Raw genomic sequence first — 25,023 nt, 5'->3', positions numbered from 1 at the left:
GGCGGCGGGGCGACGACGACACGGGCGATGCGATGCGCAAGGGACTGACGAACCGAAGGCGACGGACGGGGCCGGACGCCGCCGGACAAGCCTCGGACATCGACCCGAACCCGCACGCGCCGCGGCGGTCAGGAGGACTCGGTGGGGCGCGGCTGCCGTCCCCCTTGCGCCGCCTCTCGCGCCTCAACCCGCCGGCTTTCCTCTCCCCCGTCCTCACGCCGGTCCCGCTCCCCCGCCCCTCCCGCTGGATGTGGACGGCCGACGCGACGCTGGCGCTCCTCCTCGCCGTGTGCACGGTGGTCACGGCGCTGCGCCAGGGGACGGGCACGGTCCTGCTGCCGCCCGCCCCGCTGGAGTCGCCGCTCCCGGGAGCCGTACCGGCGCCGCCGGTCGTACCGCCCCTGCCGGGGGCGCCCCCGGAACCGCGTCTCGCCCCCGTCCCCGCCTGGCAGTTGGTCCTCGCCGCCCTGACCGCGCTGCCCCTGGCCGTGCGACGCCGCTGGCCACTGGTGGCGTTCTGGGCGGTGACGGGTACGGCGCTGCTGTTCAACCAGCGCCTGGGGGCCGGCGACACGACCGTGTACACGTTCCTGTCGTGCGTGATCGCCGCGTACAGCGCGGCCGTGCACAGCCCGCACCGGTTGGGCGCGATCGCGAGCCTCGTGGCGGGCGCCGGCCTGATCGCGGCGTACCCCGAGGAGAACTTCCCGTACCTCACTCCCAGTGTGATCCCGTTCGTCGCCCTGCTCGGTGTGGGCCTGGGCGCCAACGCGATCCACACCTGGAAGCAACGCGTGCACGCCCTGAAGGACGAGCAGGAGACCGCGACCCAGCTGGCCGTCGACCGTGAACGTTCCCGTATCGCCGCGGAGTTGCACGACGTCGTGACCCACAATGTGAGCGTGATGGTGATCCAGGCGGGTGCGGCCCGCAAGGTCATGGACGCCGCGCCGGACCACGCCCGCGAAGCGCTGCTCGCCGTGGAGGCGAGCGGCCGCACGGCGATGTCCGAACTACGGCACGTCATGCACCTGCTGACGATGACGACGGAAGCCCCGTCCGCTGCGGCCTCCCCCGTGCCGACGCCGCTGGACCCCGCGCTCTCCCCGCAACCGGGCCTGGCCCATGTGCCCGCCCTCGTGGACCGCGTCCGCGAGACGGGCGTCCTCGTGCACCTCACCGTCACCGGTACCCCGTCACCCACGTCCTCCCTGCCACCCGGCGCGGACCTCGCGGCGTACCGGGTGGTGCAGGAGGCCCTGACGAACACGGTGAAGCACGCGGCGGGCGCCCGGGTCGAGGTCACCGTCGACCACACGCCCACCACGGTCCGGGTGGAGGTGACGGACACGGGCGGCACCCCCACGCCCGAGGCCGCCACGGGCACGGGCCGGGGTCTGCTGGGCCTCCGCGAACGTCTGACGGTCTACGGAGGCACCCTCAGCACGGGCCCACGCCCCACAGGCGGCTACCGCGTGGAAGCGGCGATTCCGCTGAACCGCCCGGAGGAGGCCCCATGACCCAGCCACCACCACGCTCCTCTCCCCCTCCCCCTCCCTCTTCTCCCCCTGTGCCGCCCCGTGTGGTGATAGCGGACGACCAAGCCCTGGTCCGCACCGGTTTCAGCATGATCCTGACGGCGGACGGCATGGACGTGGTGGCGCAGGCGGCCGACGGTGACGAGGCGGTGGACGCGGTCCACCGCACCCACCCGGACCTGGTCCTGATGGACATCCGCATGCCCGGCAAGGACGGTCTGGAGGCGACCCGCGAGATCCTCGCGGCCGATCTCCCGACGCCACCCCGCATCGTCATGCTGACCACGTTCGACCTGGACCGGTACGTCTACGCAGCCCTCGCGGCGGGTGCCAGCGGCTTCCTCCTCAAGGACGTCACCCCGGAACACCTGGTGGCCGCCGTCCGCCTGGCCCGCACCGGCGACGCCCTCCTGGCCCCCACGATCACGCGCCGCCTCATCGAACGCTTCCTGTCCCCCACCCCGGACACCCCGGCCCTCCACCGCGATCTGACACCCCTCACCCCCCGGGAGCGCCAGATCCTGCGCGCCCTGGCCACGGGCCTCAGCAACGCCGAACTCGCCACGCACTTCCACCTGAGCGAGGCCACCGTGAAAACGCACGTGGCCCGCATCCTCGCGAAACTGAACCTCCGCGACCGCGCCCAGGCGGTGGTCGTCGCCTACGAGTCGGGTCTGATCACCCCGGGCTCCACGGCTGCCGCCCCCTGACCGGCCGGGCCCCCGGTTCCCTGCCCGAGCCGCCGGGAGTCCTCGTCGCGAGCCGGCCACAGCATCGACAGGTCGCCACCGTGGAGCCGACAGGCGGTCACGCGCCCTGCCCGGGACTGGGCGAAGACGTACGCCTCGTCGTCGATGGCCCCGACGGCGACCTCGTGGACGAGGCGGGCGTACGTGGCGAGGGTGGTGAGGTACCGTCCCGTGACCGGGTCCCACATCCGTACGGTGCCGGCGCTGTCCCCGGTGACCAGCAGCGGACGGCCGCGGACGGTGGCCAGGGCGAGGCAGGTCACCGTGGCCCCCGGGTTCTCGACGACCGCCACGGGCCGCCCGTCGCGGGCGTCACCGATCCGGACCTCGCGCCCCACTCCCGCGGCGAAGACGTCCCGCCCGGCGACGGAGCCGAGGGCCAGACCGGCGTCACCCCCGTCAAACCGTTCGAGTAGCTTCCCCCGCACCGGATCCCACAACTGAACCAGTCCCAGCCCCCGGTGACCGGTCGCGAGAACGGTCCGCCCACCCACCGCCCCGAAGGCGAGGGCGCTCAACCGCCCGGGAGATCGACCCGGTGGAGTACGCGGGCAAGCCGATCCGGATCGGCGAAGACCAGGAACCGGGCGTCGAGGGCCAGTTCCTCCAGCCGCCCGGCGGAGTCCGCGAGGCCGGCCAGATGCTCCCGCAGCGGAGAGGGGGCAAGACACCAGTCGCGGCGCCCGTCCACGCCCCGGGGGACCAGATCGAGCAGAGCATCGACAAGCCCGGAAGCCGCCCCCGGATCCCCCTGCCCAAGAAGGCCGGACTCACCCGGACAACGTCGTCGTCTGGGCCCACCCGCAAAGCCACCTACCAGAACAACACCAACAACACACCTGACCTACGGCCCCAGCGAAGCCCACACAGCAAAAACCCCAGATCAGAATCCTGACCTGGGGTTCCAAGTGGAGCCGCCTTCGGGATTCGAACCCGAGACCTACGCATTACGAGACCATGAGCGTTCGTGTTGCCTGGTGTCTCGCCGTGCTGCGTGGTGATGTTTTTCCTGATCAGAGCACGTGCAGCAGATTGACTCGTGTTACCCCGTGACGCACCGTCCAAAGGCGTCTGTCCACCGGCTGTCCACCGGGACTTGCTGCAGAGCGACCAGCAAGAGCACCCCGAGCACACAAATTAGCTGTTCAAAACAGTAGCAGGACGATCAGGACGCCTTGTCGTTTCCATACAAACAACAGTGCCCCGACGACTTGCCCACTGTCACAATGCGAAGGGCCGCAGATGTCGCACATGGCGATCCATCACGTGTCTCGGACACGAACATCGAGATCCACAGCCATTACCAGCCTTCACGACCAAGCAGAGCAAGACGTGAGCGAGCGCTTCGACAAACATAAACAGGTGCGCGTCGGGGAGCGCGTGACGCACTCCCCGACGATCGTGCTACCTGGATATCCAGGGGCCCGAATTGTCAGACCACGGTCTGGCGACCAGGGTCGTACGGATCCCATTCGGAATCGAACAGCACCCCCAGCCCGTCGGCATGGACGGCAGTCCGCTCCGAGGGATAGACCGGATAGGCACCGACGATCTCGATGAGATCCTGGGCGTCCGCACCCGGGGTCGTCACATCCACAGGGTCGGCGAGCGCCAACGGCGGCGGAGCCGAAGCCAGGACCAGACTGCTCAGATCCGAGGGCGGAACGTACGGCTTCTTGTACCCGACCACCATCCCCGAATCAAACGGGCACAAGCCGCGCAGAGCGGCCACAGTGAGAGCCGGCACCCTCGCCCATGCAGGATCGGTCGACCGCATCGTGATGCAGAGCTCGCGAGCGGGTGTCTGCGCGTTCGCCCGGCGAAACGGTGACAGGCCATAGGTGAGACCGGTCACGAACCCGGGCTCGGGCACATTCGTGTACACCAAGGCGAGGACCGGCCCGTCTTCGGGCTCCCGTGGCGGAACATCCTGGATGTCCGGCGCCGCGGCGAACTTCGCCCTCATGCTTTCCACGAAACGTCCGAACCGGTCGCGGTCGTCTGGGTGAACCATCAGAATTTCACCTTCCGTCATACCGTGTGCCTGGTTCCCGGTGGTGGGAAGAAGTGGCCATCAGCAGCGGGCCACCACTCCGTCAGATCATGGTCGATGTACGAGTTGAACTCGTCAAAACGGTCGGCCGGGATTCTCCATTCCGTGAGCCCCTCCGTCAAGCCCATGGAGTTCTCCAAGGGGTATTCCTTATTACCGAACGCTTCCCTGAATCCGGGCTTCATGGTGAAGACATGCATGCCGAGATCGTGGCCGTTGCCCGCGTAGTGGGCAGCGCCCTCGGGCAGGTTGGACAGATAGGCGGTGGGATACTTGCCCGAGTGGTTGGCGGGGTTGAGCCCCTTCGCCTCACTGGCCCTCTTACCTGTGCCCGGCGAGCGGTACAGGACATCCGGACCTGCTTGACCGGTTTTGCCGTTCTTGCCGCCGTTGCCGTCCTTCTTTCCTCCGGCATCGGACTTGTTCGCCGCCCCGTCGTCCTTCTTCCCGCCGGAATCACCCTTTTTGGCTTCGGGTGCCTGCTTGGCCTTGGCCGGGGGCGCTGGTTTGGGAACCGGCTTCGGTTTCGGAGTGACTGGCGGGGTGACCTTGTCGGCGGCGTCGACCGCGTCCTTGGTCTTCTCGGTCGCCTTGGTGGCATCCGACGCCGTGTCGGCGGCATCCACCGCCTTGTTGACGTATCGCGCGCCCTTCGCCGCGGTCGCCGCGTAGCCCGCGAGCGGAATCGCCGAGGCGTAGGCGAGACCTGCGTCGATGTAGTTGCCCTCGGCCGTGTACCACAGGCCGTTGAGCAGATCGGCGGGCTCACCGAAGCCTGGGACCAACCCCACGACATCGAGAGCACCGTGACCGATCGGGCTGATCCAGGACTCACCCCAGTACAGGCCCGTCGGGTCCGGGAAGGCGAGCGGGTTGTTGCGGCCGTACGCGTAGGCGTTCAGATGCTGCGGATCCCCGACGTTCAGCACGGGGTCGACGGAGACGAACCGTCCCGTCGCCGGGTCGTACGCGCGGGCGCCGAGTTGGATCAGGCCCGTCGTCGCGTCCGCTGTGCCGCCCACGAAGGACTTGTCGCCCGGCCACGCGCCTGCCGTCGGCTTGGCGCCGCGCACCTCACCGAAGGGGAGGGTGCGGCGCTGTGTGATCGCCGAGTTCGCAGCCTTGATGGCGATCTCGGCGGTGCCGTTCTGACCACCGACCAGCCAGGTCACCCCGGCAGTCGTCCGTACGGCGATCTTCTTGCCAGCGTGGGAGTAGTAGCGCGTGCCCGACAGGGTGTTCTTCGTCGTGTCGAGGCGGATCTCCTGGCTGCCCAGGAAGAGCGTGACCGCGCCTTTCTCCTTGCGGAGCAGGCGGCTTCCGTCCGGGCCGTACAGGTACGAGGTCTTGTTGGCCTCGTCCAGGTTGTCGCCGGACAGGTACGGGGTGACCGCGCTCAGACGGCCTTCCTCGTCCCAGTCCAGCTTCTGGTCGACCGCCGGGGAGAGGTCCGTCGCCGCTTTGGTACGGCGGATGGTGTTGCCCGCCTCGTCGTACTGGAAGCTCTGGGCCGCCGTCACTTCCTTGGCCGCCGTCGCGGTGCGGACCTCGGCCGACTTCAAGGCGTGGGCGTGCGTGCCACCCTTGGTGTCCGTGGCCTTGGGCACATACGTCGTCGTCTGCGTGATTGCCGCATCACCGGTGGTGCCGGTGGCGTGGCGGACCTCGCCGGTGCGGTTGCCCGCGGCGTCGTACGTGTAGGAGTGCCGGTACGGTGCCGGGCCGCCGACGGTCGCCTCACCGGCGCTCGGTGCGCAGGTGGTCGCCGTCTGGGTCCAGGCCTCGGTCAGGCGGCGCAGGTAGTCGTAGGTGAAGCACTGGACGTCCGCCGTCTTGCCCTCGGGCGCGTCAGCAATCCCGAGAATGTTCCCTGCGGCGTCGTAGCCGTAGGTGATGTCGGAGTCGGGGGTCTTGACGATCTCCCGGTCGATGCGGACGCGTTCCAGGCGCCGGGTGCCCTCCTCGTAGGTGTTGGTGAGCCAGGTGTACTTGTCCGCGCTGGCGGTGCCCAGAGTCAGCTGGAGCATCTCGCCGTAGTTGGAGTAGCGGGTCTCGCGGGCGTAGTCGGTCGTGTCGCCCAGGGTGAAGGACGTCAGACCGGTCGCCGTGTAGCCCGTGGTGATTGTCTCGGCGGGGAGGCCGCCGGCCGCCGGGAGGCCGATGTCGTCGATCGAGCCGTCCGGCTTGTACGACGCCGTGGCCGTGTACGTCCCGGCCAGTTTGCCCTCGGAGGCCGGAATGACCACCGAGGTCTTCGTCGGGCGGCCCGCCACGTCGTACGCGTCGACCGACGAGACGTAGCCGTTCTCCCCCACCCACTTGGTGGCTGAGGTCAGGCGCCCCTTGCCGTTGGGCACGGTCGCGCTGTCGTACTCCCAGGTCGTCAGCTTCTTGTCGCCGTTGAAGAGCGAGCGCTGACGGCCCAGTTTGTCGTAGGTGAAGGTGAGGGTGATCTCACGCTGGTTGCGGACCGTCTTCAGCTGGTCCAGGTCGTTGTAGGTCATCCAGGACGTACCGGCGTCCGGGTCGACCGCCTTGGTCTGCCGCCCCCGCACGTCGTACTGGTACGACCAGAGGTTGCCTGCCTCGTCCTTCACCTCGGAGAGGCGTCCCGCCGCGTATCGGGGCTGAGCTGGGAAGTTTCGAGTTTCGGGCCCTCGCTCGGGGCTCCGGAATCGGGCCTGTAGCGGGTTTGCGGGATGGAGGCCGGGGCGAATCCACAGGTTGTGCACCCCGTTGCACAATCGGCGGTACGATCCGTGCCGCTCGCACCACAGAGAACGGCCCCCGGACGGGACACGCGAACCGTCCGGGGGCCGCCTCATGTCTGCGCGCGGAGACGCGTACGCGCGCAGGGGCCCGGTCCAACCGCCTCGCACGGGGGCGGCTAGCTGTCGGGCCGGGGGCTCTCGGCGCACCCAGGGCACGCCCACACCTCGGCATCAAGGACGATCGCCCCCACCTGCCCGCGCGCGATGCCCTGCGACACCGCCCCGGACGTAAGCGGGGTGCCGCACCAGACGCACGCCCGGCCCGCCCACCGTTCACGCGGCATGTCGACCGCGCTGGGCAACTCCCGCACGGTCACCGTGGCTGGTCTGCGAACGGCACGAGGCCGTGCACGTCACGGCACGGCCCGCACGCGAAGATGCCGCCGCCGGGCCCGGAGCCCTGCTCGTGAATGTGGATCAGCCGGATACCGCCGGCGTAGCCCTCATGCCAGCTGCACCAGCCGTACGCGACCGGCGCGGGGCTGTCCTCGGCGGTGTCCTGGCTGGTGCTCGGGGTGGTGGTCTGCGCGTCCATGCCGGGCACCGTAGGCGCGCAAATTGCGGCAATGCCCGCCGATTGCTCGGTATTGCGGCAACGTGCGGCGCCTGGCGCTGGATTGCTCAGGCGAGGTCGAGGGCGGCCCGCGCCCGCATGATCAGCCGGTGCGCCTGGTGGCCGTACACCGCCGACTCGCTGATCAACGTCCACACCTTCGCGTAGAACGTGACGTCGTCAGCGGAGTTGAGCCACAGCTCAGCGTTCCATGTGTCGGCGACGACCACAGACTGATCCATGATCCAGAAACCGTGCTTCGGGGAGAACGGCGTACGGACCCCGAACGGGATCACGCCGAGCGTGACCGTGGTGGAGCCGATCAGGGCCGTCAGCCGCTCCAGCTGCGCGCCCATGGCCGCAGGCTCGCACCGCAGGACGTGGAGGGCGGCCTCCCACAGCACGGCGTGGATGTGGCGGCCGGGCTGGTAGAGGATCTCCTGTCGTCTCATGCGGGCCTGTACGCCCTCCTCGATGTCCTTCGGCGAGCCGACCCGGTTGGACACATCGGTGAGCACACCGCGGGCGTACTCAGGGGTCTGGAAGATGCCGGGGACGATGCCCGACTCGAAGATGAGGATCTCGCGGGCGTCCTGCTCCTGAAGGAGGTGACCCTCCTGCACCGCCCGGTGTCCGGCCGAGAGCTGGCGCTTCCAACTGCGGTAGGACGTCTCCAGGGTGCGCAGACTGGCCCGGAGTTCGGCCGCCGCCTCGGGGCGGTCGACCGCCAGCGCCCACGCCTCAACGTCGGGGATGCTGGCGGTCTGCTTACCGTTCTCCAGCTTGCTCACCTTGGACTGCTGCCAGCCGATCCGGGCGGCGAACTCCCGCCCGTTCAGGCCGGCCTCGACGCGCAGCTCCCGCAGACGCGCGCCGAGGACCCTCCGAGCGTGCTGGTAGTCGGTCACGGCCCCGAAGCTACCTGCTCGGCGAACTCGTCACGCCGTACTGCGTGATGCCAGGCAGCATCGCGGATCTGGCAGAACTCCACGATGCGCGCGGCATCGTCGACCAGCTCGGCGCCGAGGTAGTCGTCCGCATCGTCGAAGTGCAGCACCAGGGCGTGCCGGGAGTCGAACAGCCAGAAGTCGACCGCGGGGAGGCGCAGCTTCTCGGCGTCCGCCCGCCACAGGTAGCGGATGTCCTCCCCGGCCGCGTTGTTCGTCGAGGCCGCGGCGAGGAGGTAGCGCTGCTCCGGGGTCGGCGGGGTATCGGCCAGGCGGACGCGCTCGATGCGCTTGCCCGCGCTGGTCTGCGCGCGAACGTTGACGCACCATGGCCGGTCGATGTCGTCCGCCGTGCGGCCGGTCTCCAGCCACGTGCGGAACTTCGCGCCGGCACGGTCGGAGCCGTACCCGCGGCGGGTCTCCAGCCTCCAGGCCGTGTGGGCGAAGTCCTCGAAGTACGCGCCGAACGAGTCGTCGTCGATGAACTGCGGCACGCGACCTACTCCTTCGGGGCGAAGCGGGTCAGCAGCTCGCGTGGCACCCGTACGAACGACTCGCCGTCGAGGACGTGCTGAATCTGGGCGATGTCCTCGGGGTCGGTGACGGTGTAGCCCTGCACGACGATGTCGCCGGTGGCGGTGTCCTCGTACAGGGTGGGGCACTTGCCGTCCTCGCTGGTGGTACCGAGCATGCGGAGCTGAAGGGCCATGGGTCCTCTGCCTCTCGTGCTGTCGGGTTGACCATCAGGATGCGAGGAATGCGGGCCAGGCGGGGCAAGATTGCTCGGAATTGCTCGCGCCGCGGCGCCCGGCACCTCGTCGAGGGAGGTTGCCGGGCGCGGAACTCTGCCGTCAGGCTTTGGGCGGATTACCCTCGCGTCCCCAACGTGTCGCCCAGTACCGGTCCCGCAAGGGCACGTACTCCTGGAACGCCTGCATGGCTTCGGTCTGTGCGTCACGCTCTGCCTTGGTCAGTACCGGAGGATCTTCCCCCAGCGCAAGGGGCTTGGGGTCGCCCATGACCTCCTGCAAGGCTCGGTACGCCTCGCTCACCCGGTTGAGGGCGGTCCTGTACCGCGTTTCCAGTTCCTCGAACGACTCGCTCATCGCGCTTCCTTCCCACCCCGCTTGGGCGAGGTCGAGCGGGAGGCTACGACCACGCCTGACGATCCGCAAACAGCAGCGCCCAGCTCCTTGCAGTGAGGTGCTGGGCGCTGTGTCGTACGGGTTAGCAGTCTGCGGCCTCCGTCGCGACGGCGAGCGGTTCACCCCCGTGCCATCGGCGAATGAACTCCCGCCCCTTCTCTGTGAACCGATAGAGGAGGGTGGTCTTCATCCCGCCCTCAAACCCGGTGATCTGGTACATCAGATCGTCGGCTTCCGCGAGGAGTCCGTCATCCAGGAAGCGGCTGATCAGGATGCGCACGCCGATGTGGATCGGGATCTCAGTGTTGGGTGCCCAGTCAGCGGCCTGCTCGATGAGCCGCCGCTCCAGGGTGCTGTATCTGCCGTTCAACAGGGCGAGGTTCGCCTTGTAGTTCAGCATGGAGGCCCGCGGGATGCGGTTCTCGACGTCGTACCGCGTGTGGTGGTTCGGACAGAGCGCGATGAGGTTGTCGAAGGTGTGTTCTTGGGCCTTCGACCATGGCTCGATGTGGGCGATCTCCACGGGCGTCATACGGCAAACCGGAATCGCGCACGCGTACCCGGATTCCTCCAGCACGGCTCGGCGCATCGCCGCGGGGATGGGTGGTCTGTCCTGTGCCATCTGGGCACGGTACAGCTGCGCCCGCGCTCCACTCATCCCGTACGGTGCTGCCTCGTGAAGGCAACAGAGTGGGCCGTGCTGGTCAGTGCCACGGCGAGCAGCGTCGCAGCCGTAGCGTCCGTGGCGACCTGGTGGCGCGGGCGTCACGCCGCGTCGTGGGAAGTGCAGCCTCCCAAGAGCGGGATGGGCCGCTCGCGGGTCGTGAACGTCGGGGACCGTGTGGCGAGGGACGTGCACATACGCGTGGGTCGGCTGTCCGATCCAATGCATGTTGCGTCATCCGCCGAGGCCGCGGCCGTGGCCAAAGGGGAAGGGCTGATGGTGCTGGTGACGCCTGGGGTCGGGGAGGGCGACTTCGCCGTTGTGGTCACGTGGCGTGGCTGGTTCCGCCGCCGCAAGACATGGACGCATCCGGTCCTCTGAGGAACAGCAGAGCGCCCGGCCCCTGGTGGGGTGCCGGGCGCAGTCGTGTGCGGAGAGAGTGGAGTCAGCGGGGTATGGAGGCCGTTACAGGGGCTCGCCGGGCGGCGACGGCGTGGGACTGCTGCCTGCGGCTCATCTGCGCCCACTCCTCGGGGCTGTGGCGCCACTCCTCGGCGAGGGAAGGCACCGCCTTGAGGACGCGCCCGAGGGTGCCGTCCGGGCCGTTGAACGCCTCGATCAGCTCGCCCTCGGTCACCTGGTACGGGCCACCGGCCAGACGTACGGCGGCGGCGAGTAGCTCGGCCGCGCCAAGGAGCATGGCCTGTCCGTGTCGGCCGACGATCACGCCCTCGGGGTGCCGCACCACACCGTGCCGTGTCGACAGTTCGCCGGGCTGGCCGGCCTGCGTGAACTCGCCCTCCAGGGTGCGCGCGCTCGCGTTCACGGCACGGATGCGCTCGTTGCGCGTCACGGCGACCTCGTACAGGGCGGCGGTGGCCTCGGCGACTCTCCGCACGCCGTCGGCGAGGGCCTGGAGGTCGTCCTCGTCGACGAGGTCGCGGGCCTCGGCGGCGAGCTGGTCGGCGCGTGCGTGGCGGTCGGCGTCCTCGGCGGCGGCGAGCTTGCGTTCCGCGGCGGTGATGCGGAGCTGAGCGAAGTCGGCGAGCTGGCGGGCCTCGGCGAGCTTGGCCGGTGTGACGTCGGGGTCACCGTCGCGGGCGCGCTCGGCGAGCGCCTCGGCAAGGCCCTGCGCTTCCGCCTTCTCCTTCTCGGCGGCGGCGAGCGCTTCGCGGGCCTGCGCGGGTGTGAGGTCGGCGGGGTGGGTGACGGTGCTCATTCCTGGCCTCCCTGGCCGGTGGTGGTGGTGCGGGCGACTTCGAGGGCGCGGGCGGCGAGTCGGGCCCGGTACGGGGCGGGCAGCGCGTCGTAGGCCGGGGTGCCGTACAGCTGGGCGTCGGGGTCGAGGCGGGCCACGAACTGGCGCTCGGCGTCCGCGTTGGGGGTGGGCTGGCTGGTCAGGCGGGCGGCGACGGCTTCGCCGAGGGTGGGGCGGGGCTGGTCGGGCATTCGGTCCCTCCGTGGCGGTAGGCGTCGAGCGACGCGCGGTCGACCAGCCACATGCGGCCGGCGCGGCGGGCGGTGAGACGTCCCTCACGGGCGAGGCGCCGCGCGTACTGGGGTGAGCACTCCAGCAGCGCGGCGACCTCCCTCATGCCCAACTCCACGGTGGCAGCGGGGGCGGTGGGGGTTTCGGTGGGGAAACCGGGGGTGTCCTGCTGCTCGGCGGCGTGGAGTGCGTAGAGGACGCGCCGGGCGGCCGGGGAGATCTCGCCGCCGTTGGCGCGCGTCTGGGCCGTCAGATCGCGTACGAGGGCGCGGAGTACCTCCCCCGCGACGTGCGGCGGGATGACGACTGAGCCGTCCGGCCGCAGCAGCGCGGCGACCGTGGGGTCAGGCGGCATCGTCGGGCGCCGGTCCGGGACGGCGTGCCGCGCGTTCGTCGAGGCGGGCGAGGATGCTGACGGCCCGCTGGTCGCCGCGCCGGGCGGCGGGCCGCAGCGTGGCCCGGAGCTTGTCCTCCTGCGCCTTGAGGTCGCGTTGGTGGCGGGCGCTGGTGGACTCGGCGGCCTCGGCGTCGGCGGCGAGCCTGCCGAGGGTCTCGGCGGCCTCCCTGGCGATCCGCTCGACCTCGGGCATCAGCTTGGGATCGTGGCGGCCGGCCTCGCGGTGGAGTCGGGAGATGGCGCGGCGGAAGCGGGCGTTGGCGGTGTCGAGCTGGTCGCGGCCGGGGTACTGGGGTTTGGCGGTCACGGGGTCTCCGTACATGTATGCGGGCGATGCACGCGAGGGGTGCTGGAACCGGATGCGCGGCGGGTCAGGGGTGGGTCTGGCGTTGGGCTTGGATGCGTTGCCAGGTGGGGCACCAGTCGTCGTGTGCGATGCCGATGGTCCACATGCCGGGTTCGACCTGGGTGATGCGCTGTTCGGCGTTGCAGGTGTTGCAGCCGCCGGGGATGACGGCGCCGTCGAGGTGGTCGGGGATGACGCTCATGAGGGGCTCCAGGGGTTAGCAGGCGACGTGTCGGTCGTGGCCGCGTGCGGCCCATTCGGCATCGAGGGGGGTGTGGCAGACGGAGCACGTTGGTCCCTCCTTCACCACCGGTCCCCTCCTTAGAGAGGAGGAGGGGACCACCGGTGAAGAGGGTGCGGTCCCGACCGGTCCCGAGTGCGGTCCGGGACCGGTCTCATCTGCGGTTTCTTGCGATCCGGTCCCGTCAACGGGGACCAAGACGGCTGCCTGCCCCGGGGACCGGTCTTGGGACCGCCCCTTGCGGATGTTGGCGGCCTCCTGCAACTTCTCGTTCCGGGCCCGGAAGCCGAGCCTCTGGCACTCCTCGGCGAGCCTGCGGCGGCCGTAGTCGTTGGGCACTCCGGCCCGGTCGAGTTGCCACACGATCCACTCGACGGTGCCCTCGGCAGGCGTGCGCTCCTGCGCGGGAATGGCGTCGAGCGACTCGATGACGAGGGAGGTGACCGGCCGGCCGTCAGGCTTGTACTCGCCGTCGAGGGCGATCCGCTTCAGGCCGAACTGAAGGTCGTTGCCCTCCTCCTCGTCCTTCTGCTTCGTCGGCTTCAAGGTGAGGACGATGTTCGAGATCCGGTCGCCAGTCTTTTTGACGTTGATCTCGGACTGCATCGCGCCCTTCACTGAGGAGGCGCCGCGGCCGTGCTCGCCGACATGGCCGGTGTGGTGCACCAGGCCGATGCAGGCGCCGGTGGCGCGGCGGAGGTCGTCCATGCGGTCGACGACCTCGCCCATCTCCTTGTTGGAGTTCTCCTCGACGCCGACGGACACGCGGGCCTGGGTGTCGATGACGACGAACACGGGCGCCAACTGGTGCGCCAGCTCGGTGAACACGGTCCATTCCGGGGAACGGGCCTGCACCGGCCGGGGCAGGAACTTCACGTTGTCCATGCGGACGCCGTGGTGCTGTTCCCAGGCCCTCACGCGCTTGCGGATGCCCTGCTCGCCCTCGGCGACGAGGTAGACGACCAGCCCTTGGCGGACGTAGTGGCCGTGCCAGCGCATGCCGGTCCCGACGTGCCCGGCGAGGTCGAGGAGGACGAACGACTTGAAGGTGCCTGACGGCCCGATGATCCGCGCTGTGGTGTTCATCTGGAGGAGGTCACCGACGAGGGGCTCCAGCGGCGGGATCTTGTCGAGGCCATCGGTGTCGAGGAGTTCGGCCCGCATCTGTGCGACGCAGGCGGCGAGGTACTCCTCGCTCGACATCGTCTCGGGGTCCGGCCGTACGGGCTGCGTGGGGACGTACAGCCCCGACTCGGTCCGGGCGACGTCGGAACCCCGCAGGCCCGCTGCGCGGATGTGCGGCAGCGGGTCTGCGGGGTCGTACGAGGTGGTCACTCGCTGGTCTCCTGGTACGTGAGGTACTCGCCGGGCCGTCCGGGGATCTGGATGGGCGGCCAGCCGGGAGTTGCGGTGAGCTGGTGCGGCTCACGGGTGCGACTGGTGCGGGGCTGCGTGAGCCGCTCCTCGGCGGCGGCCCGGACGGTGACTACGGCCTGGGCTCGGGCGTCGGCGTAGCGGCGTTCGTCGGCCATCCGGTGCAGCTCGGCGGCTTCGAGGGTGGCGACGTAGACGCGCGGGTCGTCCGGTGGCAGTTGCAGCCACGGGAGGGTGCCGTACGTCGGCCATGTGTCGCCGTCGCGGAGGAGCGCGGTCGCCTGGGCGCAGGCGCGGAGGTGGGTGACCTCCCCGGCGTCGGCATCGGGCGGGACGGTGTGCAGGGGCCGCCCCCGCCCGGCCGCGAGGGCCAGGCGAGGACGGTCCGGGTTGCTGCGGCTGTTCATACGGCCCTCGTGAGATCCATCGGCACCGGCCAGTCCGAGGTGTCGACGCCGATCCGTGCGGCCAGCAGGCCACGGACGACGTACTCGCGCTCGATGCCGGTGACCGACGGGTGGACGATGATGCGGCGCGGCGCGTACTCGATGCCGGCGAGGAAGACCGGGGGAAAGGTGTCCGGGTCGCCCTCGACGATCGGGAATCCATCGAGGTCGAGGAGCGCCTGATAGGGCTCGGTCAGGAAGTACCACCGGTCGGTGGTGCGGCTGGTCACGCGCCCGCCTCGCGGGTGAGTTCACCGAGGAGCCAGCGCAGTCCGCGCGCGGTTTCCGCCGGGTCGTCCGACAGGCGCAGCGCCCGCTCCATCGCCGCGTGAGCGGTGCCGAACGCCTCCGAGCAGCGCGCCTGGTCGATGGGGAACCCGCCGACGTCGGGGCGGGCGAGGTGCTCGGCCTGCGCTTCCTCGACGGCCCGGATCAGCTGCTCGGCGGTGTCGCGCGGGTTGGTGGTGAGCCCGTCGAGGCGGAGGCGCATGGCCTCGGTGATGGCGGCCTCGGCGCGGGCAGCGGCGGCGGCCGGCGTCGTGGCGGCGTTGGCGCGGGCGATGTTGGCGCGGCGGCGGTCGCAGTCGGCGCAGAGGCCGAACGTGATGTCGTCGAGGCCGGTGAAGGTGGTGGTGGCGGGGGCCGAGCAGTCACCGCACGTCTCAGTGTCGATGCCGGGCACCACCGGCAGGGCCGGGTGTGCGTCGAACGGGTCGACCGGGTGGGCGAGCGCGGCGGCGATCCGGGCCGCGATGTTCGGGCGGCCGGTGGCCTTCTTGGACGCGAGAGCCTTAGTCTGGGCCATGAGAACTCCTTCGAGCGGCCGGGGCTGGACCCCCGGCCGTTTGCTTGTTCAGGCGATGGACGGGACGTTCTCGACAGACGGCGTCGGGGCTGGACCCCCGGCGCCGTCGCCGTTCTGCTCGGCGTCGAGGCGACGCACGTACTCGTGCAGGGCATCCGCCGGGACCCGGCGGGCGTGGCCGATCTTGATGCTTCGCAGCTCTCCCGAGCGGATGAGCGCCTTGACGGTCGTGAGCCCCAGGCGAAGCACCGTCGTGCACTCTTTGGCGTCGTAGAGGATCTGGGACATGCGGTCTCCATGAAACGGCTGGCCGACCAATCAGCCAGGCTGTTCACTCGAAGGTACAGGGTCGCGCCGGGTCGTGCAAGACCGTCCAGATTGTTCACGCAGGTTGCGCACGGACCTGTTCACTGCGATGCTGTGGGCCATGGAGGATCCCAGTAACTGGCGCGTGATCTGTGCCCCTGGCGGATGGGTCCGGGCCACCAGGCCGGCCGATGCGACCACCGTCTACATGCGTCTACGGGGCGCAGGCGAGGGCCCAATGCAGCGCCTCAACGTGCACACCGTGGTCATGGACAGCGACTCGCCAATCAGCACGCACATCTGGCGTGATGTGCCCTTCAAGGGCGTCGAAGAGGTCGCGAACAACCTGCACGGGATCCTCGGCGCTACAGGCTGGAACCCGCTTCGCGAAGAACTGCTGAAGCCCGCAGCCGTGGAACCGGTCGGCATCGAGCAGCTGGAGCGCCACTTCGGGACGGCCGAGGACTTGGCGTCCATGGACGGCCCGAACCCGGTCATCTCGAACAACATGATGATTCTCGTCGGAGGCACCAGCACGCCTGGAGAAGCTCCTCCTCCGCTGAGCAAGCCGGACGGCCGGATCACGGACGAGTTCCTGACCAGCCTCGCCCGCACCTATCAGTGGTTGGTGGCTTCCAAGGAGACCGCACCGGCAACAGTGATCGCCGAGCAGACCGGGGCCCCGGTGGCGACAGTCCGACGATGGATCGTGAACGCGCGGCAGCGCGGAATGCTGCCTCCCGGCCGTCCGGGGCGTGCGGGATGAGCGGGCGCCGCAGCAACGGCGAGAGCAGCGTCTACTTCTCCGAGGCGGACGGGAAGTGGCACGGCTGGGTCACGGTCGGCACGAAGCCGAACGGCGCGCCGGACCGCCGTCACCGGATGGGCGCCGACGAGGCGGTCGTGCGTGCCAAGGTGCGCCAGCTGGAGCGCGAGCGCGACGCGGGCAAGACGCGGAAGGCCGGCCGTCCGCCGACCGTCGAGCAGTGGCTCACCACGTGGATGGACACGGCCTGCGCCCGCAAGGTGGCCGACGGGACGATGAGCCCGCGGACCCTCGACGACTACCGGTCGAAGTGCAAGCTCTACCTGTTCCCCGGCATCGGGAAGCACCGCGTCGACAAGCTGGAGGCGTCGCACCTCGACGCCTTGTACCTCGGCATGATCAAGCGTGGGTTGTCGTCCGGCACGGTCCTGAAGACGCACCGGATCATCGCCCGTGCGCTCAAGGTGGCCATGCAGCGGGACATCGTCACCCGCAACGTCGCCACCCTCGTGGAGCCGCCGTCCGCCGCCGAGGGCGAGATCGAGCCCTTCAGCCAGTCGGAGGCCCGCGCACTGCTGGCCGCGGCTGCCGACCGGCGCAACGGCGCCCGCTGGTCCGTCGCCCTCGCGCTCGGCCTGCGTCAAGGCGAGGCGCTCGGCCTGCGCTGGAAGTACGTCGACCTGGACGCCGGGGTCGCCAAGGTCTGGTGGCAGTTGCAGCGCCTCACGTGGCAGCACGGCTGCGAGGACCCGCACGCCTGCGGGGAGAAGCATCACCGCAAGGCTTGCAAGAAGGACTGCACCACCCACAAGAACTACAAGCGCGGGTGCCCGAAGCCGTGCCCGAAGGGCTGCACGGACCACGCCAAGGCGTGCCCGGAGCGCACGGGCGGGGGCCTGGTCTTCCGGGAGCCGAAGGGCAAGAACAAGCGCCTGGCCCCGATCCCTCCCCCGCTGGTCCCGCTACTGAAGGCGCACCGCAAGGACCAGCTTCGCGAGCGGCTGGCGGCCGGGGAGCTGTGGGAGGAGCACGACCTCGTGTTCTGCCAGGAGAACGGCCGGCCGATCGATCCCCGCATGGACTGGGAGGAGTTCAAGGACATCCTCGGCGCTGCGGGCCTGCGCGACGCTCGGGTGCACGACAACCGGCATACCGCGGGCACGCTGCTGATCGAGGCGGGCGTCTCGCCGCGCGTCGTGATGGAGATCCTCGGCCACAGCTCGATGCGGATGATGACGCGCTACACCCACGTCGCGTCTGTCCTCGCGAACGACGCGGCGAAGCGGATGGGAGACGCGCTGTGGGGGTGAACAACTGTTCTATCGCAACTAGCACTGCAACTAGGCGGAAAGCAGAACAGCGGCTCCCCGATGGAAACCGCTGGTCAAAGGTGGAGCCGCCTTCGGGATTCGAACCCGAGACCTACGCATTACGAGTGCGTTGCTCTGGCCATCTGAGCTAAGGCGGCGCGCCGTCCGCACCATGGTGCGATCAGCAACGTCGGTAAGTCTACACAGTTTCTGAGGTGCTCCGAACCAGGGTCCGGAGCACCCCCGCGGCCGGGCGGCGCGGAGCCTGGGGCGGGGCCGCACGCCTCGCCTCCCGGCTGTCGGCGAAGGCGCCCGTCAGGCCGGTGAGCAGCGCTTTCCCTCCGTGGGAGGCGTGCCGCGCAGCAGGTACGTGTTGATCGCCGAGTCGATGCAAGCGCTGCCCCGCCCGTACGCCGTATGCCCGTCGCCGTCGTACGTGAGGAGGCGGGCGGAGGACAGCTGGGAGGCCAGGGCCTGGGCCCAGCGGTACGGCGTGGCAGGGTCGCGGGTGGTGCCGACCACCACGATCGGGGCGGCGCCCTTCGCCTCGATCCGGTGCGGTCCCCCCGTCGGCTTCACCGGCCAGTACGCACAGTTCAGCGAGGCCCACGCCAGGGCCCGGCCGAACACCGGGGACGCCTTCTCGAACGTGGGCAGCGCCCGCTCCACCTCGTCCGGCGTGGCGTAGGCCGCGGGGAGGTCCAGGCAGTTCACCGCCGCGTTGGCGTACATCAGGTTGGAGTAGTTGCCGTCGGCCTCCCGCTCGAAGTAGCCGTCGGAGAGGCCCAGCAGTCCGGCGCCGTTCCGGTCCCGGACGGCCTGGGTCAGGGCCTGGCGGAGCCGCGGCCACGCCCCCTCGTCGTACATCGCCGCGATCACCCCAGTCGTGGCCAGGGATTCGCCCAGCTTCCGCCTGCCCGTCTCACCGGTCGCCAGGGGCCGCGCGTCCAGGCGCTCGAAGAGGGCGCTCAGGTTGGTGCCGACCTGTGCCGGCGTGCGCCCCAGCGGGCAGTCGTCCCTGCGCGCGCAGTCCTCCGCGAACGCCTGGAACGCCGTCTCGAAGCCCGCCGTCTGTTCCTGGTTCAGCCGGTCCGCGCTCAGCGACGGATCCAGCGCTCCGTCCAGCACCAGCCGGCCGGCCCGCTCCGGGAACAGCCCCGCATAGGTCGCGCCGAGGAACGTCCCGTACGAGGCGCCGACGTACGTCAGCTTCCGGTCCCCGAGCACGGCCCGCAGGACGTCCATGTCACGGGCCGCCTCGACCGTCGACACATGCCGCAGCAGCTTCGGCGCCCGCGCCCCGCACCCTTCCGCGAACCGCTTGTACGCGGCGACCAGCGCCTCCTTCTCCGCCCCGTCGTCCGGGGTGAGGTCCGTCTGCGTGTACGCGTCCATCTGGCGGCCGGTGAGGCACTCGATCCCCTGGCTGCCGGCCACGCCCCGCGGGTCGACGGCGACCATGTCGTACCGCGCGCGGATCTGCGCCGGGTAGGCGATGCCCGCGTAGCCCTGGAGGTAGCCGACGGCGGAGCCGCCCGGGCCGCCCGGGTTGACCAGCAGCGAACCGAGCCGCTCCCCCGGGCCGGTGGCCTTCTTCCGGGAGACCGCCAGCTTGATGTCGCCCTCGCCCGGGTTCGCGTAGTCCAGGGGCGCCTTCAGCGTGGCGCACTGGAAACCGGGCACCTCGCAGTCGCGCCAGCGCAGCTTCTGCTCGTAGTACGGCGCGAGCGCGGCGGGCGTCGCGCGGGGCAGCGCGCCGAGCGCGGGCGCCGCGCCGTCCGCCGTGGCCGCCCGGCTCGCACCGCCGGAGGAACAGGCCGACAGGAGCATCGCGGCGGCTGCGAGCAACGTGCCGCCGATACGCGCGGACCGATTCGGCCGGGAAGTACGCCTGGGTCGCATCTCGCGAGCGTAACCAAAGGCACCCAAATGATCGCGAACGACGACGAATGCTCCCCGTACGTGTGACACGGTCAACCGATCGCCCGCCCACACTCACCCGAACGCCCCGCCACCACTGACCCGAACGCCACCGCCCCCACCCGCCCGAGCCACCGAGCGCGTCCCTCGCCGCCGTCAGCCGGACCGCAGAGCCATGGTCATGGCCTCCACCGCCAGCAGCGGGGCGACGTTCCGGTCCAGCGCCTCCCGGCAGGCCGCGATCGCGTCGATCCGCCGCAGCGTCGCCTCGGGCGTCCCGTGGCGGGCCATCCGCTCCAGCACGTCCTGGACCTCGATGTTGGCGAGGGCGACCCTCGACCCCAGTTGCAGGGCCAGCACATCCCGGTAGAAGCCGGTGAGCTCGGTCAGCGCCAGATCCAGGCTGTCCCGCTGGGCCCGCGTACGGCGCCGCTTCTGCTTGTCCTCCAGGTCCTTCATCACGCCCGCCGTGCCGCGCGGCATCCGCCCGCCCTGCACGGCCCCGAGCGCCGCCTTCAGCTCCTCGGTCTCCTTGGTGTCGACCTCTTCCGCCAGTTGCTTGGACTCCTCGGAGGCCGCGTCCACCAGCTCCTGCGCGGCCTTGAAGCATCCGCCGATGTCCTCGATCCGCAACGGCAGCCTCAGTACGGCGGCTCTGCGCTCCCGTGCCCGAGGATCGGTCGCCAGCCGCCGCGCCCGCTCGATGTGCCCCTGGGTGGCCCGGGCGGCGACCGCGGCCGCCTCCGGCTCGATGCCCTCACGCCGTACGAGCATGTCCGCCACGGCGTCCACCGACGGCGTGAGCAGCCCGACGTGCCGGCATCGCGAGCGAATGGTCGGCAGCACGTCCTCCAGCGAGGGGGCGCACAGCAGCCAGACCGTCCGGGGGGCGGGCTCCTCCACGGCCTTGAGCACCGCGTTCGCCGACTTCTCGTTCAACCGCTCGGCGTCCTCGACGAGGATCACCTGCCACCGCCCGTTCGCGGGCGACGTGAACGACTTGCGGACCGTGTCCCGCATGTCCTCGGCGAGGATCTGCGTGCCCACGGCCGCGACGGTCGTCACATCGGCGTGCGTCCCCACCAGCGCCGTATGGCACCCGTCGCAGAACCCGCACCCCGGGCTCCCCCCGAGCGCCCGGTCCGGACTCACGCACTGCAACGCCGCCGCGAACGCCCGCGCCGCCGTGTTCCGGCCCGCCCCCGGGGGCCCCGTGAACAGCCAGGCGTGCGTCATCTTCGAGGCCTCGGGAGGCGGCCCCCCGGTCTCCGCCGCCGTGACGATGGCATCCGCGTCCCGGGCGGCCGCGTCCAGCTGCCCGCTCAGCCGCTCCTGCCCCACCAGGTCGTCCCACACGGTCATGCCCCCACCGCCCTCCGTCCCAAGCACCGAACCCGAACCCCGTCGGCCCCATTCTGCGCGACCCCACTGACACCACCGAACCACCGGGAAGGGCCGGCCGCGGACGCGCACCCGCGCCCGCCCGGCGCCCGCCCGGCGCAGAAACGTACCCCCACCGCGGCACGGCCCCGCCCCCGCAACGAACCGCACGCGCCCCGACGGCAGGACTCAGCCGACGAAACCCGAGGGCGCAGCCGGAGGCAGGCAGCCACCGCAGCTCAAGCAGGCAAACAGGCACACAGGCACACAGGCACACAGGCTCAGCCCAGCCACGCCGACAAGCTCACCCCCGGCACGAACGTGGCTCAGCCCCGCCGCCGCCCCCAGCCACGACCGCGCCTCTCGTCCGGATCGTCCGAGTCGTGCGGCCCCAGCAGCTCGTCCGCCAGCGTCGGCAGATCGTCGAGCGGCGTCTCCTCGGCCCAGTCGGACCGCTGCCGACGCCGAGGAGTCCCCTCCTCGTCGACCTGCGGCAACTCCCGCGTCCGCTCCGCGGCCCCGTCCGGCGCGGGCCGCTCGTCCCGGAAGAACCCCGGCGGCACCCGATCCTCACGCACCGGCGGCAGCACAGCGGTCTCGTCGGCCGCCCCCGAAGGCACCGGCGGCAGCACCGCGGTCTCGTCCTCCGCCCGAGCCCCCGCCCCGAACGCGGAATCCGACGACGCGGACCCGGACCCAGCCCCCTCCGCCGATGCCGACGGCTCAGGCGGCCGAGGCAGCTTCGCCGTGGTCTCGGAATCCGTCGCTCCCCCGGGCCGAACCGGCGGCAGCACCGCCGTCTCGTCCCACGGCCCCCCGGACGCGTTCGTGGGCGTCACCACAGGCGTGGGCACGGTGGCGTCACCCGAACCGCCCCGCTCAGCCCCGTCGCCCCGCTCAGCTCGACCGCCACGCTCCCCGTCGCCGTCAGCCCCCCGAGCATCCTCGGCATCCCGAGGCGCCGCAGCCGCGGCCGCCGTCTCAGCCGCCCGAGCAACCGCCGCCGCACGCTCCGCCGCAGCGGCCCGCTCCGCCTCGGCCGCCGCCGCTGCCGCCCGCGCGGCCTCCGCGACCCGCTCGGCCTCCGCGGCGGCGGCCCGCTCCGCGGCGATCCGTCGCGCCTCCTCGGCGCGCAGCAGCGCTTCCTCGGCCTTGCGCTGCTTCTCCAGGCGGAGCGCCTCGGCCTCCGCCCGCAGTCGCTGCTCCTCCGCGGCCTGCCGGCGTCGCCGTTCCTCCTCGACCCGGCGGCGTTCTTCCTCCTCGGCGCGGGCCTTCTCCTCCGCGAGGAGCCGTGCCTGCTCCTCCTCGGCGCGGCGCCGCGCTTCCTCGGCCCGTCGCCGGGCCTCCTCGGCCTGCCGTTCGGCCTCGCGCCGCTGCGCCTCCTCCAGCTCGCGCCGCTTGCGCTCCTCCTCCTCGGCGCGCAGCCGGGCGAGTTCCTCCTGGCGCTCCCGCTCCAGCCGCTCTTCCTCGGCCTTGCGCGCGGCCTCTTCCTCGGCCTTCTTGCGGGCCTCCTCCTCGGCCTTGCGCCGCGCCTCCTCCCGCGCCTCCACCTCGGCCTCGGACAGCGGGAGCATCAGATCGAGGCGGTGCCGGATGACGGTGCTGACGGCCTCCGCGTCCTGCCCGCCGTCGACGACCAGGTACCGTCCGGCGTCGGCGGCGGCGAGCGTCAGGAATCCGGCCCGTACGCGCTCGTGGAACTCGGCCGGCTCGGACTCCAGCCGGTCCGGCGCCTCGGTGAACCGCTCCCTCGCCGCCTCGGGCGAGACGTCCAGCAGCACCGTCAGATGAGGTACGAGCCCGTTCGTGGCCCAGCGGGAGATCCGGGCGATCTCGGTCGGCGAGAGGTCCCGGCCGGCTCCCTGGTACGCGACGGAGGAGTCGATGTACCGGTCGGAGATGACGACGGCGCCCCGCTCCAGCGCGGGCCGCACCACGGTGTCCACGTGTTCCGCGCGGTCCGCCGCGTACAGCAGCGCCTCGGCCCGGTGGGACAGTCCGGCGCTGGACACGTCGAGGAGGATCGACCGCAGCCGCTTGCCCACGGGGGTGGCGCCGGGCTCGCGGGTCACGACGACCTCGTGCCCCTTGGCGCGGATCCACTCGGCGAGCGCCTCGACCTGGGTGGACTTGCCGGCGCCGTCGCCGCCCTCCAGGGCGATGAAGAACCCGGTCTCGGCCGGTGCCTGGTCGGGGTCGTCGCCGCCGAGCAGCGCGTCCCGCAGGTCGTGCCGCAGCGGCACTCCGGACCGGTCGTCGACCTTGGCGAGGACGAGCGCGGCGACCGGCAGGAGCAGCGCCCCGACCAGCATCAGGGTGAACGCGGCGCCGCCGTGCGCGAACACGAACTTGCCGCTCTCCAGCCGGTGCGGGCCGATGGCGGCGGCGACCAGCGGGGCGACGACGGCGGCGAGCGCGACGAAGACGCGTACGACCGCGTGGAGGTGCTCGGTGGTCCGGGACCGCCGGGATTCCTCGGCCTCCTGGTCGAGCAGTGTGTGCCCGGTGTTCGCGGCGATGCCCGCGGCGACACCCGCCAGCCCGAAGATCAGGACGACGCTGGTGACGTCCGGCACGAGTCCGCCGGCGAGCAGGGCGACACCGGTGAAGGCGATGGCCAGGGCGAGGAGCCGACGGCGGGACAGCGCCGGCAGCAGCGACGGCGCCCGGCGGATGCCGAGGCCCACGCCGCCGGTCAGCGCGACGACCAGCAGGCCGTACAGCACCGGGCCGCCGCCCAGGTCCTTGGCGTGCAGCACGGCGACGGCGACAGCGGCGGCGACAGCGCCGGCGACCGCCGCGCACGCGGGCACCAGGATCGGGATGGCGCCCGTGCGGCCCTTGTCGACGCCGGTGCCGGTCCTGGGCCGGCGCAGCCCCTCCAGCGGGGACCGCGCGCGGGGGGTGCGCGTCTTGGGCAGTTCGAGGAAGGTCACCACCGACAGCGAGGCGGCGAAGAGTCCGGCGGCGACGTACGAGGCGAGCGCCGCCTGGTGCTGGCCGAACCAGTCGAGGCCGGCGCCCAGCAGGTTGTTGAGCAGCGCCACGACGACGAGGGTGGCGGCCGCGAGGGGCACCGCCACGAATCCGGTGCGCAGGAACAGGCGTCGCAGCGCGTCCATGTGGTCCGGCAGCGGGCGTACGGTCGCGCCTTCCAGCGGCGGCGCGGGCAGCAGCGCGGGTGCCGCGCTCTCCCGGCAGACGGTCCAGAACCGTTCGGCGACGCCGGTCACGAAGACGGTCACCAGGAGCACCGCGAGCGCGTTGCCGGGTGTCCAGTCGATCCACAGGGGCGCGACGATCAGCAGCAGGACGCGCAGCCCGTCCGCGCCGACCATGGTCCAGCGTCGGTCGAGCGGGCCGTCCTGCGAGGTCAGCGAGGTGAGGGGGCCGAGGAGTACGGCGCCGAAGAGCAGGGTCGCGAGGACCCGCGTGCCGAAGACGACGGCGACGGTCAGGGCGACGCCCCGGTACCCGCCCCCGAACGCCTCCTCGGCGATCGCCGTCTGGAAGGCCAGGAGGACGAGCACGAACAGGGCGAGGACATCGCCCACGCCGCCGACGAGCTGTGCGCTCCACAGCCGTTTGAGCTGAGGTCGGCGCAAGAGCGCCCGTACCGCGCGCTCCCTGGAGTCGGCTGCCAGGGCGTCGTCGGGGGCCGGAGTCAGGGCAGTCGGCTGCTCGCCTCGCATCATGCTTTCAGCCTATCGGCACCCACCGGCACCCCGGACCGACGCCCGAACGCACGCACACGTCGCCACCAAGTCGTGTAAATAGCGCGGGTTCAGAAAAGCCGAGGTGAAGATTCCAGCCAAGCTCATCG

The 25,023-nt window shown here is 71.1% G+C and carries 27 protein-coding genes and 1 tRNA gene; 4 read left to right on the top strand and 24 right to left on the bottom strand.

Features of this window, described 5'->3' with window-relative positions:
- Window positions 1-164 precede the first annotated feature (164 nt).
- Both ACZ4Z3_RS34495 and ACZ4Z3_RS34490 read left to right on the top strand, forming a co-directional pair.
- The gene (locus ACZ4Z3_RS34495) at window positions 165-1,520 is read left to right on the top strand and encodes a sensor histidine kinase (RefSeq protein ID WP_468504747.1); all 1,356 of its coding nucleotides are present in this window, start codon (window positions 165-167) and stop codon (window positions 1,518-1,520) included.
- Window positions 1,517-2,248: a response regulator gene (locus tag ACZ4Z3_RS34490; RefSeq protein ID WP_468504746.1), complete on the top strand. Its 732-nt coding sequence runs from the start codon at window positions 1,517-1,519 to the stop codon at window positions 2,246-2,248. Before ACZ4Z3_RS34495 ends, ACZ4Z3_RS34490 begins: the two co-directional genes overlap by 4 nt.
- Here the strand turns inward: ACZ4Z3_RS34490 and ACZ4Z3_RS34485 are convergent.
- The 20 genes from ACZ4Z3_RS34485 to ACZ4Z3_RS34390 all read right to left on the bottom strand — a co-directional run bounded on the left by ACZ4Z3_RS34485 (window position 2,200) and on the right by ACZ4Z3_RS34390 (window position 15,806).
- Entirely contained in the window at window positions 2,200-2,715 is a 516-nt protein-coding gene (locus tag ACZ4Z3_RS34485) for a hypothetical protein (RefSeq protein ID WP_468504745.1), read from the bottom strand. The two genes, ACZ4Z3_RS34490 and ACZ4Z3_RS34485, sit on opposite strands and share 49 nt — an antisense overlap.
- An 86-nt stretch (window positions 2,716-2,801) precedes the next feature.
- Window positions 2,802-2,978, bottom strand: a complete 177-nt coding sequence (locus tag ACZ4Z3_RS34480) for a hypothetical protein (protein ID WP_468504744.1) — start codon at window positions 2,976-2,978, stop codon at window positions 2,802-2,804.
- A gap of 741 nt (window positions 2,979-3,719) precedes the next feature.
- Window positions 3,720-4,322, bottom strand: coding sequence for a suppressor of fused domain protein (locus ACZ4Z3_RS34475; RefSeq protein WP_468504743.1), 603 nt, complete (start codon window positions 4,320-4,322; stop codon window positions 3,720-3,722).
- Window positions 4,319-6,937 (bottom strand): RHS repeat-associated core domain-containing protein, encoded by a 2,619-nt coding sequence (locus ACZ4Z3_RS34470; protein ID WP_468504742.1) that lies wholly within the window; start codon window positions 6,935-6,937, stop codon window positions 4,319-4,321. Before ACZ4Z3_RS34470 ends, ACZ4Z3_RS34475 begins: the two co-directional genes overlap by 4 nt.
- Window positions 6,938-7,424: 487 nt before the next feature.
- Window positions 7,425-7,646 carry a hypothetical protein gene (locus tag ACZ4Z3_RS34465; RefSeq protein WP_468504741.1) on the bottom strand — a complete coding sequence of 74 codons (222 nt, stop codon included), beginning with the start codon at window positions 7,644-7,646 and terminating at the stop codon, window positions 7,425-7,427.
- An 86-nt stretch (window positions 7,647-7,732) separates the two neighbouring features.
- On the bottom strand, window positions 7,733-8,572 hold the full coding sequence (locus tag ACZ4Z3_RS34460; protein WP_468504740.1) for a helix-turn-helix domain-containing protein: 840 nt from the start codon (window positions 8,570-8,572) through the stop codon (window positions 7,733-7,735).
- Complete coding sequence (locus ACZ4Z3_RS34455; protein WP_468504739.1) at window positions 8,569-9,105, bottom strand: DUF6879 family protein; 537 nt, start codon at window positions 9,103-9,105, stop codon at window positions 8,569-8,571. The genes ACZ4Z3_RS34460 and ACZ4Z3_RS34455 overlap by 4 nt, the downstream gene beginning before the upstream one ends.
- Before the next feature lie 5 nt (window positions 9,106-9,110).
- The gene (locus ACZ4Z3_RS34450; protein WP_468504738.1) at window positions 9,111-9,320 is read right to left on the bottom strand and encodes a hypothetical protein; all 210 of its coding nucleotides are present in this window, start codon (window positions 9,318-9,320) and stop codon (window positions 9,111-9,113) included.
- A 142-nt stretch (window positions 9,321-9,462) separates the two neighbouring features.
- On the bottom strand, window positions 9,463-9,717 hold the full coding sequence (locus ACZ4Z3_RS34445) for a hypothetical protein (protein WP_468504737.1): 255 nt from the start codon (window positions 9,715-9,717) through the stop codon (window positions 9,463-9,465).
- 121 nt (window positions 9,718-9,838) lie between these two features.
- The gene (locus ACZ4Z3_RS34440; protein ID WP_468504822.1) at window positions 9,839-10,345 is read right to left on the bottom strand and encodes an HNH endonuclease; all 507 of its coding nucleotides are present in this window, start codon (window positions 10,343-10,345) and stop codon (window positions 9,839-9,841) included.
- 520 nt (window positions 10,346-10,865) lie between these two features.
- Window positions 10,866-11,639 carry a hypothetical protein gene (locus ACZ4Z3_RS34435; RefSeq protein ID WP_468504736.1) on the bottom strand — a complete coding sequence of 258 codons (774 nt, stop codon included), beginning with the start codon at window positions 11,637-11,639 and terminating at the stop codon, window positions 10,866-10,868.
- Window positions 11,636-11,869, bottom strand: coding sequence for a hypothetical protein (locus ACZ4Z3_RS34430; protein ID WP_468504735.1), 234 nt, complete (start codon window positions 11,867-11,869; stop codon window positions 11,636-11,638). The genes ACZ4Z3_RS34435 and ACZ4Z3_RS34430 overlap by 4 nt, the downstream gene beginning before the upstream one ends.
- Complete coding sequence (locus ACZ4Z3_RS34425) at window positions 11,818-12,264, bottom strand: helix-turn-helix domain-containing protein (protein ID WP_468504734.1); 447 nt, start codon at window positions 12,262-12,264, stop codon at window positions 11,818-11,820. Before ACZ4Z3_RS34425 ends, ACZ4Z3_RS34430 begins: the two co-directional genes overlap by 52 nt.
- On the bottom strand, window positions 12,254-12,613 hold the full coding sequence (locus tag ACZ4Z3_RS34420) for a hypothetical protein (RefSeq protein WP_468504733.1): 360 nt from the start codon (window positions 12,611-12,613) through the stop codon (window positions 12,254-12,256). Before ACZ4Z3_RS34420 ends, ACZ4Z3_RS34425 begins: the two co-directional genes overlap by 11 nt.
- Window positions 12,614-12,677: 64 nt before the next feature.
- Entirely contained in the window at window positions 12,678-12,854 is a 177-nt protein-coding gene (locus ACZ4Z3_RS34415) for a hypothetical protein (protein ID WP_468504732.1), read from the bottom strand.
- Window positions 12,855-12,869: 15 nt separating this feature from the next.
- Window positions 12,870-14,228, bottom strand: coding sequence for an AAA family ATPase (locus ACZ4Z3_RS34410; protein ID WP_468504731.1), 1,359 nt, complete (start codon window positions 14,226-14,228; stop codon window positions 12,870-12,872).
- Window positions 14,225-14,674, bottom strand: a complete 450-nt coding sequence (locus ACZ4Z3_RS34405; RefSeq protein WP_468504730.1) for a DUF2742 domain-containing protein — start codon at window positions 14,672-14,674, stop codon at window positions 14,225-14,227. The genes ACZ4Z3_RS34410 and ACZ4Z3_RS34405 overlap by 4 nt, the downstream gene beginning before the upstream one ends.
- Complete coding sequence (locus tag ACZ4Z3_RS34400) at window positions 14,671-14,943, bottom strand: hypothetical protein (RefSeq protein ID WP_468504729.1); 273 nt, start codon at window positions 14,941-14,943, stop codon at window positions 14,671-14,673. Before ACZ4Z3_RS34400 ends, ACZ4Z3_RS34405 begins: the two co-directional genes overlap by 4 nt.
- Window positions 14,940-15,518 (bottom strand): hypothetical protein, encoded by a 579-nt coding sequence (locus ACZ4Z3_RS34395; RefSeq protein ID WP_468504728.1) that lies wholly within the window; start codon window positions 15,516-15,518, stop codon window positions 14,940-14,942. Before ACZ4Z3_RS34395 ends, ACZ4Z3_RS34400 begins: the two co-directional genes overlap by 4 nt.
- Before the next feature lie 48 nt (window positions 15,519-15,566).
- A complete protein-coding gene (locus ACZ4Z3_RS34390) occupies window positions 15,567-15,806 on the bottom strand; it encodes a helix-turn-helix domain-containing protein (RefSeq protein ID WP_468504727.1) in 240 nt (79 codons plus the stop codon).
- Between the two features lie 139 nt (window positions 15,807-15,945).
- On the opposite strand from ACZ4Z3_RS34390, the gene ACZ4Z3_RS34385 reads away from it, so the two are divergent.
- Window positions 15,946-16,590 carry a hypothetical protein gene (locus tag ACZ4Z3_RS34385; RefSeq protein ID WP_468504726.1) on the top strand — a complete coding sequence of 215 codons (645 nt, stop codon included), beginning with the start codon at window positions 15,946-15,948 and terminating at the stop codon, window positions 16,588-16,590.
- A complete protein-coding gene (locus tag ACZ4Z3_RS34380) occupies window positions 16,587-17,900 on the top strand; it encodes a tyrosine-type recombinase/integrase (RefSeq protein ID WP_468504725.1) in 1,314 nt (437 codons plus the stop codon). Before ACZ4Z3_RS34385 ends, ACZ4Z3_RS34380 begins: the two co-directional genes overlap by 4 nt.
- A gap of 81 nt (window positions 17,901-17,981) precedes the next feature.
- On the opposite strand, the gene ACZ4Z3_RS34375 is transcribed toward ACZ4Z3_RS34380, so the two are convergent.
- From ACZ4Z3_RS34375 to tmk, 4 genes are all read right to left on the bottom strand, one after another.
- A tRNA-Thr gene (locus ACZ4Z3_RS34375) sits at window positions 17,982-18,058 on the bottom strand.
- Window positions 18,059-18,215: 157 nt separating this feature from the next.
- Complete coding sequence (locus ACZ4Z3_RS34370) at window positions 18,216-19,802, bottom strand: alpha/beta hydrolase (protein WP_468504724.1); 1,587 nt, start codon at window positions 19,800-19,802, stop codon at window positions 18,216-18,218.
- Window positions 19,803-19,976: 174 nt separating this feature from the next.
- Window positions 19,977-21,182 (bottom strand): DNA polymerase III subunit delta', encoded by a 1,206-nt coding sequence (locus tag ACZ4Z3_RS34365; protein WP_468504723.1) that lies wholly within the window; start codon window positions 21,180-21,182, stop codon window positions 19,977-19,979.
- Between the two features lie 344 nt (window positions 21,183-21,526).
- Complete coding sequence (tmk, locus tag ACZ4Z3_RS34360; RefSeq protein ID WP_468504722.1) at window positions 21,527-24,895, bottom strand: dTMP kinase; 3,369 nt, start codon at window positions 24,893-24,895, stop codon at window positions 21,527-21,529.
- Window positions 24,896-25,023 lie beyond the last annotated feature (128 nt).

The organism is Streptomyces sp. NPDC030296 (assembly GCF_055572815.1).
This window is presented reverse-complemented; position numbering and strand designations above follow the sequence as displayed.

Excerpts from the sequence above, each read along its gene's own strand:
- ACZ4Z3_RS34430 (WP_468504735.1), bottom strand. The coding sequence starts at position 11,869 with ATGCCCGACCAGCCCCGCCCCACCCTCGGCGAAGCCGTCGCCGCCCGC.
- ACZ4Z3_RS34475 (WP_468504743.1), bottom strand. The coding sequence starts at position 4,322 with ATGACGGAAGGTGAAATTCTGATGGTTCACCCAGACGACCGCGACCGG.
- ACZ4Z3_RS34425 (WP_468504734.1), bottom strand. The coding sequence starts at position 12,264 with ATGCCGCCTGACCCCACGGTCGCCGCGCTGCTGCGGCCGGACGGCTCA.
- ACZ4Z3_RS34405 (WP_468504730.1), bottom strand. The coding sequence starts at position 14,674 with ATGAACAGCCGCAGCAACCCGGACCGTCCTCGCCTGGCCCTCGCGGCC.
- ACZ4Z3_RS34490 (WP_468504746.1), top strand. The coding sequence starts at position 1,517 with ATGACCCAGCCACCACCACGCTCCTCTCCCCCTCCCCCTCCCTCTTCT.
- ACZ4Z3_RS34370 (WP_468504724.1), bottom strand. The coding sequence starts at position 19,802 with ATGCGACCCAGGCGTACTTCCCGGCCGAATCGGTCCGCGCGTATCGGC.
- ACZ4Z3_RS34385 (WP_468504726.1), top strand. The coding sequence starts at position 15,946 with ATGGAGGATCCCAGTAACTGGCGCGTGATCTGTGCCCCTGGCGGATGG.
- ACZ4Z3_RS34390 (WP_468504727.1), bottom strand. The coding sequence starts at position 15,806 with ATGTCCCAGATCCTCTACGACGCCAAAGAGTGCACGACGGTGCTTCGC.
- ACZ4Z3_RS34380 (WP_468504725.1), top strand. The coding sequence starts at position 16,587 with ATGAGCGGGCGCCGCAGCAACGGCGAGAGCAGCGTCTACTTCTCCGAG.
- ACZ4Z3_RS34365 (WP_468504723.1), bottom strand. The coding sequence starts at position 21,182 with ATGACCGTGTGGGACGACCTGGTGGGGCAGGAGCGGCTGAGCGGGCAG.
- ACZ4Z3_RS34415 (WP_468504732.1), bottom strand. The coding sequence starts at position 12,854 with ATGAGCGTCATCCCCGACCACCTCGACGGCGCCGTCATCCCCGGCGGC.
- ACZ4Z3_RS34465 (WP_468504741.1), bottom strand. The coding sequence starts at position 7,646 with ATGGACGCGCAGACCACCACCCCGAGCACCAGCCAGGACACCGCCGAG.
- ACZ4Z3_RS34440 (WP_468504822.1), bottom strand. The coding sequence starts at position 10,345 with ATGCGCCGAGCCGTGCTGGAGGAATCCGGGTACGCGTGCGCGATTCCG.
- ACZ4Z3_RS34435 (WP_468504736.1), bottom strand. The coding sequence starts at position 11,639 with ATGAGCACCGTCACCCACCCCGCCGACCTCACACCCGCGCAGGCCCGC.
- ACZ4Z3_RS34450 (WP_468504738.1), bottom strand. The coding sequence starts at position 9,320 with ATGGCCCTTCAGCTCCGCATGCTCGGTACCACCAGCGAGGACGGCAAG.
- ACZ4Z3_RS34445 (WP_468504737.1), bottom strand. The coding sequence starts at position 9,717 with ATGAGCGAGTCGTTCGAGGAACTGGAAACGCGGTACAGGACCGCCCTC.
- tmk (WP_468504722.1), bottom strand. The coding sequence starts at position 24,895 with ATGATGCGAGGCGAGCAGCCGACTGCCCTGACTCCGGCCCCCGACGAC.
- ACZ4Z3_RS34395 (WP_468504728.1), bottom strand. The coding sequence starts at position 15,518 with ATGGCCCAGACTAAGGCTCTCGCGTCCAAGAAGGCCACCGGCCGCCCG.